Origin of the sequence: Crocosphaera sp., from assembly GCF_030064895.1 — a bacterium.
Taxonomy (GTDB): domain Bacteria; phylum Cyanobacteriota; class Cyanobacteriia; order Cyanobacteriales; family Microcystaceae; genus Crocosphaera.
Genome location: NZ_JASJEB010000125.1, coordinates 1 through 15249, shown reverse-complemented (window position 1 = coordinate 15249; position 15249 = coordinate 1). Strand labels below are relative to the sequence as shown.

The following is a 15249-nucleotide window of genomic DNA, read 5'->3' as shown; positions in this document are numbered from 1 at the left end:
CTTCTCGGACTCGTAAACATACTGGCTCTATGAAGCAACTTGGGGAGATGAAGCGACAAAAATCTCAACAACATAAGAAAAGTTTGGGGTCTTTAGAAACCCCAACTTCTCAAAAGTTGGGGTAGTTCATAAGTGATGCAGCTTTGACTGTTCCCACATATTCCATGTCATTACCCTAGCACTAGAGTTTTTTTAGTTTAGCACATCGTTAGTACAAGTTTTTTGAACGCGATCGCTACTTTGATTTATTTGTCCCCCTTATATGGGGTCTTGTCAAAGGGGAAGTTCAGTTATACTTACTCTTTCAGTAGGTAGGTAATAGTATGAACCAGCGCATGCGTAAGCAGAACAAGGACGTACCAAATACCAGTCAGAAAGTGTTCCTGCAATTAGGGACTTCCAGAATAATAATCATCCAGCCTTCATACCAGAGATCCCTATTTTCCACCAGTTCATAACATAACTAAGGCTGGATGATTATTTACTTGGATATTCCTTACGACATCTGATTGACCAAGTTGAACTTGTTGTTGGGGACTAGGTGATGAGAGTGAAGGTTGTAAGAAAAGTGGTGTAGCTTGTGTTGCTGTTGCTGTGCGTTCAGGAAGGATTCGCTCAATTTTGTAAGAGCCATGTAAATAGTAGGATTGCGCATATTCTATACCGTTGAAAGTCCACACTAATTGAACACACCCCAACTAAATCACAGATTATAGTTGGGGATTCATTTGCACCCAGAAGTTTTTAGACTTCTAAGTGTCCCTAAGCAAACTGGTGTCCGCAGTGTATTTGTAGAACTTTTGCTAACAAATACCTTAGAGAAATACTTATCACCAATTAAGACAGAATACCAATACCTTGCCCCAATATTATATGAGGCGGATAAATCAGCATTATATTGTTTACCATTCAGAAAAGTACATAAAGAATAATTATTTTTACTCCGTTTAACTTTTCCACTGCCATCAAAAGCATAAGCACTGGTATATTTAGGGTTAACTGTTTGCACATCTCCCCCTAATTCTGTCCATCGGTTATTTAAAATCTCTACAATTTTTTGATGACACCATAAATGAAACTTTTGTCTCATTAAAGTGCCTTTTTTTCCGGCCTTAGCTTTCCATCCTGCTAAGTTTTCGATGACGATTACTTTAACATCATGCAGTTTAGCAAACTCAATAATTTCTCTGGAAACTTTACGAGAGATTTCTAAATTGATATTACTTGACTTCCGATAAAGTCCTCGACAAAAACCTTTGATAAACTTCTTTTTTGTCTTTTGATGAGTCTGTTTTGACTTCTTGTTAATCATCATTTTTCGTTTATTTCGACGGTCTATGTCTCTAGCTGGATTGATAAATTTCCGAGCCTTTACAGTACCGTCTCGTCCCACAATCGAACAAGTTGCAGCATTATTTATTCCCAAATCTACGGAACAAACATAGTCTGAATCCTCCTTTTTTATCGGTTTAACTTTAACTGGCATTGAAAGCTGACAAGTCTTAGAATTAACCACTAAAGCTGGCGACTTAATTTGATTACCTATCACTTTATGTCGATTAAGTCCATGAGTTTTAACTGGGATTTCTTCTAACCATACCCAATCTGAACCGTTCCAAATTTTGAGAGAAACATTTTGATAATCATCATTATATTTGACCTGTTGACCCTTATATAGGGCAGGATAAGATTGACACATAGCTGTTAATCGAGGTGGTCTAACAAACTTATGTTTCCTAACTCCTGATTGCCATTCTCTATAACGAGTCTGAAAACTTGAAACGATGCCAATGGCATCAGCTATGGCTGCTCTCCTTAAATAACTAGGAAACTTGCGAAACGATGGATATTTATTAATAACTTTTTGATAATATGAATATTTAGGATTTGTATTTTTGCTAGTTAAATGAATAGATTTTTCTAGATAATTTACTTTCTCTTTATCTGTCAGATGTCCCATTAATTTCCATTCAGCATTGACAATAAAAACTAACGGCTTTAAAAATCTTCTATATTCAGCAACAGTCAATAATAATAACTTTTTCTCTACAGATGTCACTTTGAGATTCCAGACATCTGTACGAATCATGGAGTCCTGTTTTTTCTTTTTAGTTTTACGTTTGGTTTTAGACTTACCCATAATTACTAAAAAGCCTGTTTACCTAGCAACATATTAACACATAATAAGGACGGCGAAGCGTTTATTTATTGGTTTCGCTAACCCCATATAAATAACGTTATTTTCAACTATAGCTTGTCTCGATTTTTGTTCCTCCATAGAGTCTGGTCTCGTTGTATTATTAACGTTATTTTCAGTTTCGACCAACTCTGGTAAAAACTTATTTAGCTGCTCAATAAACTTATATTTAAGGTCTTCAATATTATTATATTTGGTATAGAAATGTCCTAAGTCGCTAAGCTTCTTCTGAAAATCTTGTAAACTTTGTAAGTGTTCTATATTAGCTTGACTTACATTAATTTGTGCTTCTTGAAAATAGGTATAAATCAGAGGCTTATTATTCTTCTTAAAAGCTTCCCAAGCTCTTCTTCAGTATATTGACCTACTTTAGTCTTAAAGAGGCTAACAACTACGTCACACTCTTTAATCGCTTTATTATATTCATCTTGTAAACGAGTTCTTGACATCGCATCTAGAAAATCTTCCCATATTACTAGCTCTAGAAAAATACCCTGTTTAATGTATTTCTTGTTCTGACGGTTAATAAAAATTTCAAACTGGTCTCGATCCTCTTTCAATTCTGATGAAGACGCTAGAAAGATTTTAAGATTTTGGTTGCTCATAACAGCCTCTAAGTTTTACGATCGCACTCAGTGTCTCAAGAACGAAAGAATTTATTCTCATAAATAATTCCTGATTGCTATACTATCACTTTTCACCATGTTCATTTTGAACGCAGCTTATCAAACAATTAAGCTACTTTTTAAGAAAAAGGTGGGCATTGCCCACCCTACTATTTTAACGAGTTACAGGGGTAGCTGTTTCTGTTGATTTTGGAGACATTTCTTGCAGTTGGTCTTTGCGTTTTCCTTCACCAATACCAGTAACTAATCGCGCACCACGACCACGGGTAAAGTAATTCCAACCCCATTGCACCATTACCACCAATTTGTTATCAAATTCGATGAGATAGTAAATGTGAGCCCAAACCCAAACAAACCAAGCTAAGAACCCTGAGAACTTAGCAAAGCCTAAATTAACCACTGCTTTATTCTGACCAATAACCGCCATATTGCCATAATCTTTATAGACAAATTGGGGTAAAGACTCTCCTTGGATGCGTTTTTTGATTAATTTAGCAACATAAGCACCCTGTTGCATCGCTACCGGTGCCACCCCAGGTAAAGGCCGTTCTCCTTGGTGGGGAAAATTAGCCAGATCCCCAATTACGAAGATATCAGAATAACCAGGAATGCTCAGATCAGGTTCCACAATAACTCGCCCGGCACGGTCTAATTCTACCCCAGTACGTTCCGCCAATACCTTGCCCATTTTCGACGCTTTGACACCAGCAGCCCATAAAATGGTACGGGAGTTAATTTGTTTAATTTGTTCCCCTTGACGCACCGTTACCACGTGGTCATTGATATCCGTTACCAGAGACTGGGTTTGTACCGTTACCCCTAAATGGCGTAAATCTTCGGCCGCTTGAGCAGACAATTCCGGGGGATAAGGAGGAAGCACCCTATCTAACCCTTCAATAAGCAGAATTTTTGCTTCTTTGGGATCGATGCTGCGAAAATCACCAGCCAAAGCACCGTGAGCAATTTCTGCGATTGCCCCGGCCAATTCTACTCCAGTGGGTCCACCGCCAACAATAACGAAAGTTAACCAAGCTTGACGCTTGACCGGATCGGTTTCTTTTTCAGCAGCTTCAAAAGCCATAAAAATACGACGACGAATCTCGATCGCATCCTCAATGGTTTTTAACCCAGGTGCTAGAGTTTCCCATTGATCATTACCAAAATAGTGATGAGAGACCCCTGTAGCCAAAATTAAGGTGTCATAGGGGATCGGTTCATGATCATCAAGAATCACCTCTTTTTTCTCAGGATCGAGATCAATCACATGATCCAAGAGAACCTTAGTATTTTTATGTTTACTTAAAACCAACCGTAAAGGGGAAGCAATATCCGCCGGAGACAGACCCCCAGTAGCAACTTGATAAAGTAAAGGTTGAAAAAGATGAAAATTGCGTTTATCGATGAGAGTCACATCCACAGAGGCATTTTTTAGGTCTTGAGCCGTATATAAGCCCCCAAAACCCCCACCAACAATAACAACGTTTGTTTGATTTTTCAAAGTTTTAGTATCCATAACTGTTTTAAACTCCTGTTGCCTGATTTCAGGCAACTAACTTGCCTCACCCTTAGTGTAAAGGGAATGTAAACAAGGTGAAGTAACTAGGGTTACATCGATCAAACCATCGCGTCAAGTTCCTTAAAAATGTTAGGATCGCCACAGAAAGAGAAACGTGATAATAGAAAAGGAACCAACGCTACATGCAAGAGTTTGACAAGTCAATATCCTTCGATGGACGGGACATTCGGCTAAAACTAGGATTATTAGCCCCCCAAGCTGGCGGGGCCGTCTTAATCCAGTCCCAAGATACGGCGGTTTTGGTGACAGCAACAACAACGAAAGGAAGAGAAGGCATCGACTTTTTACCCTTAACCGTAGATTATGAAGAGAGACTTTATGCGGCAGGGCGAATCCCCGGGGGCTTTTTACGACGGGAAGGCCGTCCCCCAGAACGAGCAATCCTCATCAGTCGTTTAATCGATCGCCCCTTACGTCCCCTATTTCCTAATTGGTGGCGTAAGGACATTCAGATCATTGCCACAACCCTATCTATGGATGAAGAAGTACCCCCGGACGTTTTAGCGGTGACAGGGTCTTCTATTGCTGTAATTCAAGCCGGAATTCCCTTTTACGGGCCAATGGCCGCGGTTAGAGTGGGTTTAATCGGAGATGACTTTATTATCAACCCCACCTATCGAGAAGTGGAAAGTGGGGATCTCGATCTTGTGGTAGCAGGTAGTCCCGATGGCGTGGTGATGGTAGAAGCCGGGGCCAACGAACTCCCAGAACAAGACATCATCGAAGCCATTGATTTTGGCTACGAAGCGGTCAGAGATTTGATCGGGGCCCAATATGACATCATGGAAGAGTTGGGCATGGAAATGGCTAAAGCTGAACCCCCAACCCCGAATGAAGTCTTAGAAACATTTATCGAAAAGCAGGCCGCAGACTCTATTAAAAAGGTGCTGGTTCAATACGATCTCAGTAAAGCAGACCGAGACACGGCACTCGATAACATTAAAGAAACCTCTATTGAAGAGGCGATCGCGGAACTCCCGGAAGAAGACCCCATCAAAGTTGCGACCAGCGAAGATCCTAAAGCGGTAGGCAACCTCTACAAAGGGTTAACCAAAAAGTTAATGCGATCGCAAATCATCTCAGAGGAGATCCGTGTGGATGGCCGTAAACTGGATGAAGTTCGCCCTATATCCTGTCGTGTGGGACTGATGCCCCCTCGGGTACACGGTAGCGCGTTGTTTACCAGAGGACTCACCCAGGTCTTTTCTTTGGCAACGTTAGGCACTCCCGGGGATGCCCAAGACTTAGGGGACGATCTCCATCCCGAAGACGAAAAACGCTATCTTCATCATTACAATTTTCCTCCTTTTTCTGTGGGAGAAACTAAACCCCTGCGTTCCCCAGGCCGTCGAGAAATCGGTCATGGGGCCTTAGCAGAACGGGCGATCCTTCCTGTGTTACCTCCCCAAGACGAGTTCCCTTATGTGGTTCGGGTAGTGTCAGAGGTTGTGTCTTCTAATGGTTCGACTTCTATGGGGTCGGTATGTGGTTCCACCTTGGCTTTAATGGATGCTGGAGTTCCCATTCTCAAACCAGTAAGTGGTGCAGCTATGGGATTGATTCGAGAAGGCAAGGAAGTGCGTATCCTCACCGATATTCAAGGAATTGAAGACTTTTTAGGGGATATGGACTTTAAAGTGGCAGGAACCGATAGCGGCATCACTGCTTTACAAATGGATATGAAAATTACGGGTTTGACCATGGATATTGTGGCTAAAGCTATTGAACAGGCTTTACCTGCCCGTTTACATATCCTTGATAAAATGTTGGCTACCATTGCTCAACCTCGTCGGGAACTGTCTCCTTTTGCCCCTCGTTTACTGACGATGAAAATTGATCCAGAACAAATTGGTTTAGTGATTGGACCCGGGGGTAAAACCATCAAGAGTATTACCGAACAAACTGGTTCAAAAATCGATATTGCTGATGATGGAACGGTTACTATTGCTGCTATTCAAGCTAAGAAAGCAGAACGGGCCCGTGACCTCATTTTTAACATGACTCGTAAACTGAACGAGGGAGAGGTTTATTTGGGTCGTGTTACCCGTATTATTCCTATTGGGGCTTTTGTGGAAGTTTTACCAGGGAAAGAGGGTATGATTCATATTTCCCAGTTGGCTGAAAGGCGTGTTGGGAAGGTGGAAGAAGAGGTTGCTGTGGGCGATGAAGTAATAGTTAAGGTGCGTGAAATCGATAATAAAGGTCGTCTTAACTTAACTCGTTTGGGTATTCATCCGGATGAAGCTGCTGCTGTTCGTAGAACCTTCTAACTTAGAAGACGAAAAATAATCAGTACAATGGAAACCGAGGTTAACCTCGGTTTTTGTTTTCTTAGATAATATAAATAATAATGATTCATCCAAGATTGAAAACAATTTTAGGGATTATCAGTAGCAGTATTGTTCTAAATTCTCCTCTTTTAGCCCTAAATGTAGGAAATAATCAGACTATATTTAATCATTCTCCCCAGCTACTTAATGCAGTAACGACTTTAAGTCGGATTCGTGTTCAAGGGGCAACTTATTACTTTACAGTTCACTTGCCTACGAATGTTGGGGAATCTTTACAACAATTGACTATTCAACAAACTCAAGGATTAGAAACCATTTATTTTTATTTGGATAATACTATTGCTTTTGAAGGCAGAGCGGTTAATAGGGATAATGCTTTAAATATTGCTAGGGTGAAACGCAATCTTGATAATAATACAATTGCAGTAATTTTTGATCCTCCTATTCCCCCAGGAAAAACCTTTACTATTGCTATGAAACCGAAAAGTAACCCCGAAATGAGTGGCAATTATCAATTTGCTGTTACTGCTTATCCTGACGGAGAAAATCCTCAAGGTCTATATTTAGGGTTAGGACGCTTCAATTTTAATCAAAAAGGCGATCGCTTCCCCTAATGGCAAGTCCGAGTTATAATCCCCAGTTTTGGTAAAGATGGGGGAGAGGGGGGAGTGTGGGGAGAGGGGGGAGTTCTTTGTAGTCAGTCATAACTGGGGGTATATAGCAGTTCCCATACTTGTGAGGTGCAGAGGTTATCGCTTTAAGGCAGGAGGCAGGTGGCAGGTGTACCTCATGAGTCCGAGAAACGCTATATAAACCGGATTTGGTATAAGGTGCAAGATGTGAGATAAAATTAAACTTTTTGCTTAAGAAAAATTCCGCTTATTCCTATTGCAATTAAACCAAAAACTGCACTGGGTTCTGGAATTCCTAAGGCTTCTAAAGCCAAATTACTAATTAGTTGATGGCCTCTAGTAGTAGGATGAAGACTATCCCAGAAAAGATATTCATCCGGATTAGAACAAGGTACTACTCCAGAAAGACAGCTATCAGCTACATTAGTCAACCCAAAAAGACTAGGATCATTAGTAATTGTTTGAAACTGTTTATTTGCATCTAAAAGTCTAATGTTAGCGTGAGGAAAACTGGTTTGTAAAAAATCAATTGTTGTCGAAAGTGCGTTATTATGGCCTTGTGTTAATAGGTTTAAACCGGCAGATTGAAGGGAATCGCTAACACCCGGAGTATCACCCAAATTAGGTAAATTACCTACTAATATATTCTTAGCTCCGTTTGTTAATAAAGTTTGTAAATTAGTTTGAAGGTTACTAATTGGGTTCATAGGGGTCATTTCTCCCCCAAAAAGATAATCATTAGCTCCTGCCCAAACAATATAAAGTGCGTGAGGGTCATAGTCCGTATAGCTGGCAATTTGTTGAGTTAGTCCATCAAACACCGGAGCCGGAGGGGAAGTAAATCCTGGAGCAAAATTAATGGCGTTGATATTACCCGTTAAGGCTCCACCAATAGCATAATTAGTGTTAGGATTAGTACCAATTCCTAAACTATCCGCTAAATATTCAACCCAGACCGGACCGTTGGAATATCGACCATTAGTGAAGCTACCATAGAGAGGAAAAGTACCTCCTGTTTCAGTAAAAGCTCGACCTAAATCCGATAAACTATCACTAAATACTACAAGTTCAGTAAAACCGGCTGCACTAACGGCGGTTGAACTGCAAAGAGAACTGATAATTAAACTGCTAGTTACAAACCATTTCTTAAGACTAGGATTCATTTTTAATTAAATCAAAAAACTTCATTTCAATTTTACTGATTTTTTTCGTCTCTTTTCTCCATATTATTGCGTAAATTCTTGAGATTTTGAGTTCCTTGAAATGACGATTAAATTAAACTGATATCTTGCACAAGTACAGAAAAACTGAACAATAAAACGGAACTTTCATCAATTATCAAGCAGTTACAGTCAAAATAAATCCTGTTCCCCGTTCCCTGTTCCCTCTTGCCTCTCTAAACTAGGTAGTTTTATCGAAGGTGAAAAATGTGAATTAAAAATAAAAAAATCCTCCGAGCAGTAAAGTTCGGAGGTATTCACAAAAAGGTAAAAATCCGTTAAATTTAGGCGTTATCACCAAACATTTGATTTTTAAGAGCATCAAACTCGCCTAATAACTCTTTGCGGCTGGATGCTTTCAAGAGATAACGCCAAACAAACCAACCACTATAACCTAACCCAACCATTTCCATTAAGGGGGCTAAAAGGGGAATATCGTCGACTGCTCCTAAGACAGCAAAAATGATTTTGATACTAATAAAGGATAATAGTAACAAACCCACGGTGGTTAGGGGTTTTTGATACTCACTAAAAATCTGGCTTAGATATTCGGGGACTTTGGCCAGAAAATCCACCACGGGTTCTAACCATTCTTGCCAGGGTTGCTCTCCCATATTGGAATTAGGTGCTTTAGCAAGGGTTCCAGGCACTTCAGCACTTAAATTTGCGGTTGTGGTTTGTTCTTGAACTTTAGATTCCATATTGACTTAATCCTTTTCAAACGCTAAGAATTGGATACTTGAAACGCAAAGAGACAATTTACAGACTATCTCATAGTCGCTCACATAATCAAATACCTTTTATATAGGTATCCTCTTTCAGTTTAAAGCTTCCTAAACACCCTTGCGTTAGTTTCAGCCTTTAAAAGACAGTTAAGGCAATAATGTTACATTTCTTAACGAACTGCCATCAGTTGAGGTTCTTGTTGAGAGGGTAGCTTTAAGGAGTCAGCAGCAGAATTACAATAGATTTCACAAGAATTATTGGGACTTTCAATTAATTTAACTTTTTCCAGTTGGGCCCCTAATTCGCGGATAGGTTGTTGCAACTGTTGGGCAATATAAAGGGCAATATTTTCAGCAGTGGGGACAACTTCGGCAAAGTAAGGGATATCTATGTTCAAGAAATTATGATCGAAGGGTTCGACAATATATTCGTCCACAATGTTTTGCAAGGCTACTAAATCAACCAGCATTCCTGTACGGGGGTCAATGTCTCCGCTAACGGACACCTCAAGGTGATAATTATGACCGTGGCCGTGGGTGCGAGCGCATTTACCATAAATTTTGGTATTTTCCTCTAAACTTAGGTCTGGACGGGCAAGACGATGGGCTGCACTAAAATGGGTTTGAATGTTTAATGTGGCTTTCATGGCATTTCCTTGATATTCGGCCCAGAGTTGGGGGTGTTCAAATAGTTGTATTTTAACGATGGGTAAATGGGGGGCTAACCGTTGCCAGATAACTCTGGCTAGGTTTTCGGTGGTGGGTAGGGTGGTTTGAAACTCGTCCCAAACGTCATTGAGGTAGGAGTAGTCTAGTTGGGAGGTCACTTCTCTTTTGATGACCTGTTTAACAGTAGATAGGTTCTCTACCATGCCATATTGGTCTATCTCGCCCCACAAAGAGACAAAGAGAACATAGTTATGACCATGACCAGGGAAACGGCTACAAGGCCCAAATTCTTGCTGATTTTTGCTTTCGTCCCATTCTGGCAACCAATAACGATGACTGGCACTAAACTGGGCGCGACGGTTAATAACACACTGCATAGTTAATGATTACAAATTACTTTATGTAACGTTTCGTAAAGTTCCTTTTTTTCTAGCATAAACTTTTTTGGAGCATTTTTGGTTGTCAGTTAGCAGTTATCAGTTAGCAGTTAGCAGTTAGCAGTTAGCAGTTATCAGTCATTTGCTGTCATTGGTGAGGAACGAGGAATCTATATAACGTCCTAAACATAATTAATGGTGGTATTGCAATCAGTGATTATATGTGAGAAATCAGAACATATAGAGGAAATAATAATATTATGTCCCTACAAATAACCTTCGTAGGGGTTTAACACTGTTAAACCCAGAAACTCGGCTATTCAATTCAAATAATCTCACCCCTCCCACACTTCCCACACTCCGAACTCCACACTCCCCAAACCCCTCGCAATAACTACCCTACAATCTTAACTTTGCCTTCATTTCCTTATCAAATTTGGCTAATTCCCAGTTGTTTGCCTGTTTAACTTGTTCTGGGGTTATATTCCTCACACCTCTGAGGTTGGCTCCACTGAAGTTGGCTCCACTGAGGTCGGCTCCACTGAGGTCGGCTCCACTGAGGTCGGCTCCACTGAGGTCGGCTCCACTGAGGTCGGCTCCAGTAAGGTCAGCTAAACTTAGATTGGCTCCACTGAGGTAGGCTAAACTGAGATTAGCTAAACTGAGGTAGGCTCCATTGAGGTAGGCTCTACGGAGGTCGGCTAAATTTAGGTAGGCTTCACTGAGGTCGGCTCCATTGAGGTAGGCTCTACGGAGGCAGGCTGCACTGAGGTTGGTTTTATAGAGTTCGGCTGCACTGAGGTAGGCTTTATAGAGGTCGGCTCCATTGAGGTAGGCTCCATTGAGGTAGATTAAAGTGGCTCGGACATGACTGGGAAAAGACCCAAAGACTCTCCAACCGGCAGCATTAATACGATGACAATAATTACGAAAATAACTAGAATCTTCCCCACTAGGAGCAAACTGAATCAAGGCAACATCTTGACCCTGTTCATCTCTAGCTAACCGTAGCCTTTGATAGCGTCGTCGTTCCTTTGCCTCAATATCCTTAACATTTAGTGAGGAATCAAGCTTTTGTCTTTGATATTCATAAAGGGTACTGTGAACAACGGCAGTCAAATCAAAAAAAGCATCCCCTAATCTTCCATCCACTGTAGTGCTTCGCTCTGGCTCAGGAAGGCCAGTTTTCCACACATCTTTATCTAAAGGACTGCAAAGTTCTGTTAATTCATCAACGTAGGGAGGCTCAAAAATATATTCTTTGGTTTTTCTTTTTTCTTGAATAATTTTAGGTTGAGGACGTAGAAAAACCCCTTCTCCCCACCAGTCCCAAACATCTGCTAGTGCATCCCTAATATATTCCCATTGTTGGATTGAAATGGGATGAGTAGATAGGTTTGAAGGGGATAATTTTTCAGCAGAACGGTTTATTTCCCAAGTCAATAAATTGAAAATATGATCTTTAATTTCTGATGAAAGCCAATGGGTGGCAAACAGTTCTGAGAGACGACGAGTTAAGTCATAACGAGGGTCATCTTCTTCAAATTCTTGCCAATAAATTTTTCTTTCTTCGTAACCCTTTTCGGGATTATCTTGATATGTTTGGATAACATCGAGATTACAACTGTATCTTTTCAGTTCTTCTATTACTCCTTCAGCAAAGAGATATTCTCGAAAAGATTTATGGAGAAATTCGCACCCTTCTCCGGCACTTTCTTTAAAAAAGAAACTAATAATTAAACGACTAAGAACCCTATCTGCTGTTGCTTCTTCCACAATTTCTTCTAACTCATCTTCTCCACACCGTAACTTTAATTCTTCACGGGAAATAGATTCTTTTCCTAATGCTGTAATTGCCTCAGCAGTGCGCCATAATAACCCTCTTAAATCGTTCCCAGAGAGACGATAACGATCTTCTTTTTTTAGCTCTGGAATAAAGATAGGATTGCCTGAACCTTCGCAAGTTTCATCTACTAAAGAGCGATATAAATTAGTGGGATTATTAATTAAGTTTTTCAGTTCTTCTTCTGATTGAATTTTAAACATCAATCTTAGAGTTAAATAGGCTAATAAGGGTAATCCTAAAACTGCTAAACTTCCTTTCAGTTCTGAAATATTATTTCGCTTATTTTGTTCTAAAAATCCCTGAAAAGCTTGTTCATAAGTATCTGAAATAGTCTGGAAAAACTCAGATTTTATGTTTTGCTCAACTACATTTATTATTGATTGTGATTGTGTTTCAAGATTAATTGAAAATAGAGGTTGGGCTTGTCTAGCTTGTTGAAATTTATTAATATAGCCTTTTAATTGTTGTGGTTGTAAGGGTCTAATAGTAAGAATTGGTGTATCTTTTCTCAGTAGTTTTGTGTTAGTTACATCAACGGTAGGACGACCAGTTACAATGACTCGCATCATGGGTAAACCATCCCTTTTTCTAATTAAAATATCTCTAATTTCTCCTAATACTTGGTCGATACTATCCCTAAATCCTTGATTAGCTGCGGTGCTAATTTCGTCCCATCCATCAAAAATAAAAATGTATGGAGAAAGTTGAGTTTTGTTTTTACCAAAAGATATATATTCCCTGTTTTGAGGACTAACTAATTTAGTAAACCAATCATCATCAAAAGCAGGTTTCCAACTGTAATCTTTAAATACTTTTTCACCAAATTGAAGGGCATAAGGTACAGCATCTTCTAAAGATTCTTTGAGACTTAAATGTTTTAATAAAATGCGAATAGGAAAACAACCTTGCTCTTTTAATTCATCTACTAATCGTAGGGTAAAGGAGGATTTCCCTGAACCTGCAACTCCTTGAATAACAATAGGTTCATTAAACTCTGGATCTCCAATATAGTCTATAACTGTTGTTAATAAGTCTCTGCGATCGCTGTCTTTTTCTGAAAAAGGATCTTTTCCTTTCTTATTATCTTCTCTATCTACATAATTATTAAATTTATTTTCTTCTTGGGGCTTAATTTGCGAATATTTTAATACTCCACATTCCGTTTCCAGATAAATATGATTCAAAGCAAAGGTTTCTTGTTGAAATACTTTTTGCTCATTAAATAACCAAGATTGATAAGATAAATGTAAATCTAAAATTTTCTGACGTTCTGCCTGACTATTATCTAAGTCTATTAACTCACTAAAAGCAGCAAACTTTTTTTCTGTATTGGGATGAACTAATAATAACCGTAGATTTCTTATAAAAGATTGTTTAATACTATTAGATAACTGATTAATAAGATTATTTTCTAATTGAATTACCTCAGCAAATTCACAAAAAACTTTATCAGCATGGATAATAAAATCATGAGATAAAGCATTGTCTAATTTAAACCCTGTCATATCAATTTCATCAGGGTTTTTCTTAGTCAGTATTTTATTATTACTATAAGGTTTAATCTTTTGAAGTTCCATACTTCGGGCAAGAAAAACCTCTTCTACCGCGCGATTATAAGCCAAAGTACAAGCACTATAACCCTGTTTATTAGGATCTCTTTCTAACATCAATAACTGAGCATATTTGAGGAAAAAAGCAACTAAAGGAACGCCAGTACCAGCAGCTTCCGCAAAGTCTTGAACCCAAGGAGCATTATTAGCAATATCCTTAGCCCAAGGGGTGGATTTTCCTATGGCTTGTGCAATATTTTTAACAAGATCATTCTCTTTAAAATTTAACGCCTCCGTCAGAAACTCAGAGACAGTTTTTAATTCATTTAACGTCATTTTAAGCAACTTAGAATACAGATATATATATTGTAATTGTAGGGTTCAACGGCCGTTGATACCTACAGAAATGTGTAATAAAACTTCAGAAAATTGGTTTAAACATAATAATAGTAATTCAGTAAGGGCTTAATATTATTAAGCCCCTACAATATTAAATTCCTCCTTTAAGTAAAAACTGTAAAGCTAAAGAAGCAACACCCCTAACAATATTGTCTAACCCAGGGTTTCCAGTTCCTTTTTTTCTCGCTTCTTGTACCGCTTCAATATTGCTAACAAAACGATCAGCAAAATCTTTTCCTTGCTCATTTTCCTGTTTTTCATAAAGTTGAGAAGCCATTTTAGCGTTGAGAATAGCTCCGTTTTCATTCCCTAACCGCAATAAAGCATAACCCCTGGCCAAATAAGCAGGAGCAAACTCAGAATCTAAAATTAAGGCTTTATTATGAAGAGCGATCGCTTGTTGATAATTCCCTTCTTGAGTTTCGTTTAAACCCCACCCATAAAACAGTTCTGGAGTCCCTGCATTTTGAGAAATTCCCTTTGCTCCTTGTACATAAGCTTGCTCTAAACTGGTGCCAACAAGAATAGCATTGGTAAGGAAAGATTCTCTTAAGTCCGTTCCCTGCAAAATGGCACTACTCAAGTTAGCACCGGTTAAATTCGCCCCGTATAAGGAAGCACCGGTTAAATTTGCCCCCCTGAGATCGGCTCCGGCTAAATTCGCTTGAGAAAGGTTTGCACCGGCTAAATTTGCCCCAATTAAAGATGCTCCCCTCAGATCGGCCATGACTAACCCTGAACCGGTTAAGTCACAGAGTTCGCATTTTTTGGTGGACAATAATTGGCTTAAATGGGCTAAATTTTCAGCTTTGACAGGTAAAACAAAGCTAACGGTTGTAAACAAGGCGGTTAAACTAATAGAGGTAATTTTTATCATGGGTTTTAAGGGTACTTATATCAACAACAGGCTTCAGCTTTCCATTCTGACAAATTTATTGCATTTCGGCCGCTATATAGGGCCTCATAGGAGTTTTTAATTGAGTGTGGGGAGACTGGGAGACTGGGAGTTTGGGAGACTGGGAGACTGGGAGACTGGGAGACTGGGAGACTGGGAGACTGGGAGACTGGGAGACTGGGAGACTGGGAGACTGGGAGACTGGGAGACTGGGAGACTGGGAGACTGGGAGACTGGGAGACTGGG

12 protein-coding genes are annotated in these 15249 nt (G+C 39.5%); 2 read left to right on the top strand and 10 right to left on the bottom strand.

Going from position 1 to position 15249, the window contains the following annotated elements; all coding sequences use genetic code 11:
* Positions 1 to 452 precede the first annotated feature (452 nt).
* The 4 genes from QNJ66_RS23515 to QNJ66_RS23500 all read right to left on the bottom strand — a co-directional run bounded on the left by QNJ66_RS23515 (position 453) and on the right by QNJ66_RS23500 (position 4336).
* On the bottom strand, positions 453 to 680 hold the full coding sequence (locus QNJ66_RS23515; RefSeq protein ID WP_300511081.1) for a hypothetical protein: 228 nt from the start codon (positions 678 to 680) through the stop codon (positions 453 to 455).
* Between the two features lie 44 nt (positions 681 to 724).
* A complete protein-coding gene (locus QNJ66_RS23510; RefSeq protein WP_300511080.1) occupies positions 725 to 2140 on the bottom strand; it encodes a transposase in 1416 nt (471 codons plus the stop codon).
* Between the two features lie 365 nt (positions 2141 to 2505).
* Positions 2506 to 2802 carry a DUF4062 domain-containing protein gene (locus QNJ66_RS23505; RefSeq protein ID WP_300511079.1) on the bottom strand — a complete coding sequence of 99 codons (297 nt, stop codon included), beginning with the start codon at positions 2800 to 2802 and terminating at the stop codon, positions 2506 to 2508.
* A gap of 175 nt (positions 2803 to 2977) precedes the next feature.
* Complete coding sequence (locus QNJ66_RS23500; RefSeq protein WP_300511078.1) at positions 2978 to 4336, bottom strand: NAD(P)/FAD-dependent oxidoreductase; 1359 nt, start codon at positions 4334 to 4336, stop codon at positions 2978 to 2980.
* Positions 4337 to 4521: 185 nt separating this feature from the next.
* Here QNJ66_RS23500 and QNJ66_RS23495 point away from each other — a divergent pair, with 185 nt between their 5' ends.
* Together QNJ66_RS23495 and QNJ66_RS23490 are read left to right on the top strand one after the other, a co-directional pair.
* The gene (locus QNJ66_RS23495; RefSeq protein WP_300511077.1) at positions 4522 to 6669 is read left to right on the top strand and encodes a polyribonucleotide nucleotidyltransferase; all 2148 of its coding nucleotides are present in this window, start codon (positions 4522 to 4524) and stop codon (positions 6667 to 6669) included.
* A gap of 80 nt (positions 6670 to 6749) precedes the next feature.
* Positions 6750 to 7304, top strand: coding sequence for a DUF2808 domain-containing protein (locus tag QNJ66_RS23490; RefSeq protein ID WP_300511076.1), 555 nt, complete (start codon positions 6750 to 6752; stop codon positions 7302 to 7304).
* Positions 7305 to 7540: 236 nt separating this feature from the next.
* Here QNJ66_RS23490 and QNJ66_RS23485 read toward each other — a convergent pair whose 3' ends face one another.
* The 6 genes from QNJ66_RS23485 to QNJ66_RS23460 form a co-directional block, all read right to left on the bottom strand.
* A complete protein-coding gene (locus QNJ66_RS23485) occupies positions 7541 to 8485 on the bottom strand; it encodes an SGNH/GDSL hydrolase family protein (protein ID WP_300511075.1) in 945 nt (314 codons plus the stop codon).
* 341 nt (positions 8486 to 8826) lie between these two features.
* Positions 8827 to 9243, bottom strand: a complete 417-nt coding sequence (locus QNJ66_RS23480) for a CAAD domain-containing protein (protein WP_300511074.1) — start codon at positions 9241 to 9243, stop codon at positions 8827 to 8829.
* Positions 9244 to 9437: 194 nt separating this feature from the next.
* A complete protein-coding gene (locus QNJ66_RS23475; RefSeq protein ID WP_300511073.1) occupies positions 9438 to 10313 on the bottom strand; it encodes a 6-carboxytetrahydropterin synthase in 876 nt (291 codons plus the stop codon).
* A gap of 399 nt (positions 10314 to 10712) precedes the next feature.
* Positions 10713 to 14045 carry a pentapeptide repeat-containing protein gene (locus tag QNJ66_RS23470; RefSeq protein ID WP_300511072.1) on the bottom strand — a complete coding sequence of 1111 codons (3333 nt, stop codon included), beginning with the start codon at positions 14043 to 14045 and terminating at the stop codon, positions 10713 to 10715.
* A 154-nt stretch (positions 14046 to 14199) separates the two neighbouring features.
* A complete protein-coding gene (locus QNJ66_RS23465) occupies positions 14200 to 14985 on the bottom strand; it encodes a pentapeptide repeat-containing protein (protein WP_300511071.1) in 786 nt (261 codons plus the stop codon).
* A 55-nt stretch (positions 14986 to 15040) separates the two neighbouring features.
* Positions 15041 to 15249 (bottom strand): hypothetical protein (locus QNJ66_RS23460; RefSeq protein WP_300511070.1); only part of this gene is annotated, 209 nt, incomplete at its 5' end.

Excerpts from the sequence above, each read along its gene's own strand:
- QNJ66_RS23465 (WP_300511071.1), bottom strand. The coding sequence starts at position 14,985 with ATGATAAAAATTACCTCTATTAGTTTAACCGCCTTGTTTACAACCGTT.
- QNJ66_RS23490 (WP_300511076.1), top strand. The coding sequence starts at position 6,750 with ATGATTCATCCAAGATTGAAAACAATTTTAGGGATTATCAGTAGCAGT.
- QNJ66_RS23500 (WP_300511078.1), bottom strand. The coding sequence starts at position 4,336 with ATGGATACTAAAACTTTGAAAAATCAAACAAACGTTGTTATTGTTGGT.
- QNJ66_RS23510 (WP_300511080.1), bottom strand. The coding sequence starts at position 2,140 with ATGGGTAAGTCTAAAACCAAACGTAAAACTAAAAAGAAAAAACAGGAC.
- QNJ66_RS23475 (WP_300511073.1), bottom strand. The coding sequence starts at position 10,313 with ATGCAGTGTGTTATTAACCGTCGCGCCCAGTTTAGTGCCAGTCATCGT.
- QNJ66_RS23470 (WP_300511072.1), bottom strand. The coding sequence starts at position 14,045 with ATGACGTTAAATGAATTAAAAACTGTCTCTGAGTTTCTGACGGAGGCG.
- QNJ66_RS23495 (WP_300511077.1), top strand. The coding sequence starts at position 4,522 with ATGCAAGAGTTTGACAAGTCAATATCCTTCGATGGACGGGACATTCGG.
- QNJ66_RS23485 (WP_300511075.1), bottom strand. The coding sequence starts at position 8,485 with ATGAATCCTAGTCTTAAGAAATGGTTTGTAACTAGCAGTTTAATTATC.
- QNJ66_RS23480 (WP_300511074.1), bottom strand. The coding sequence starts at position 9,243 with ATGGAATCTAAAGTTCAAGAACAAACCACAACCGCAAATTTAAGTGCT.
- QNJ66_RS23505 (WP_300511079.1), bottom strand. The coding sequence starts at position 2,802 with ATGAGCAACCAAAATCTTAAAATCTTTCTAGCGTCTTCATCAGAATTG.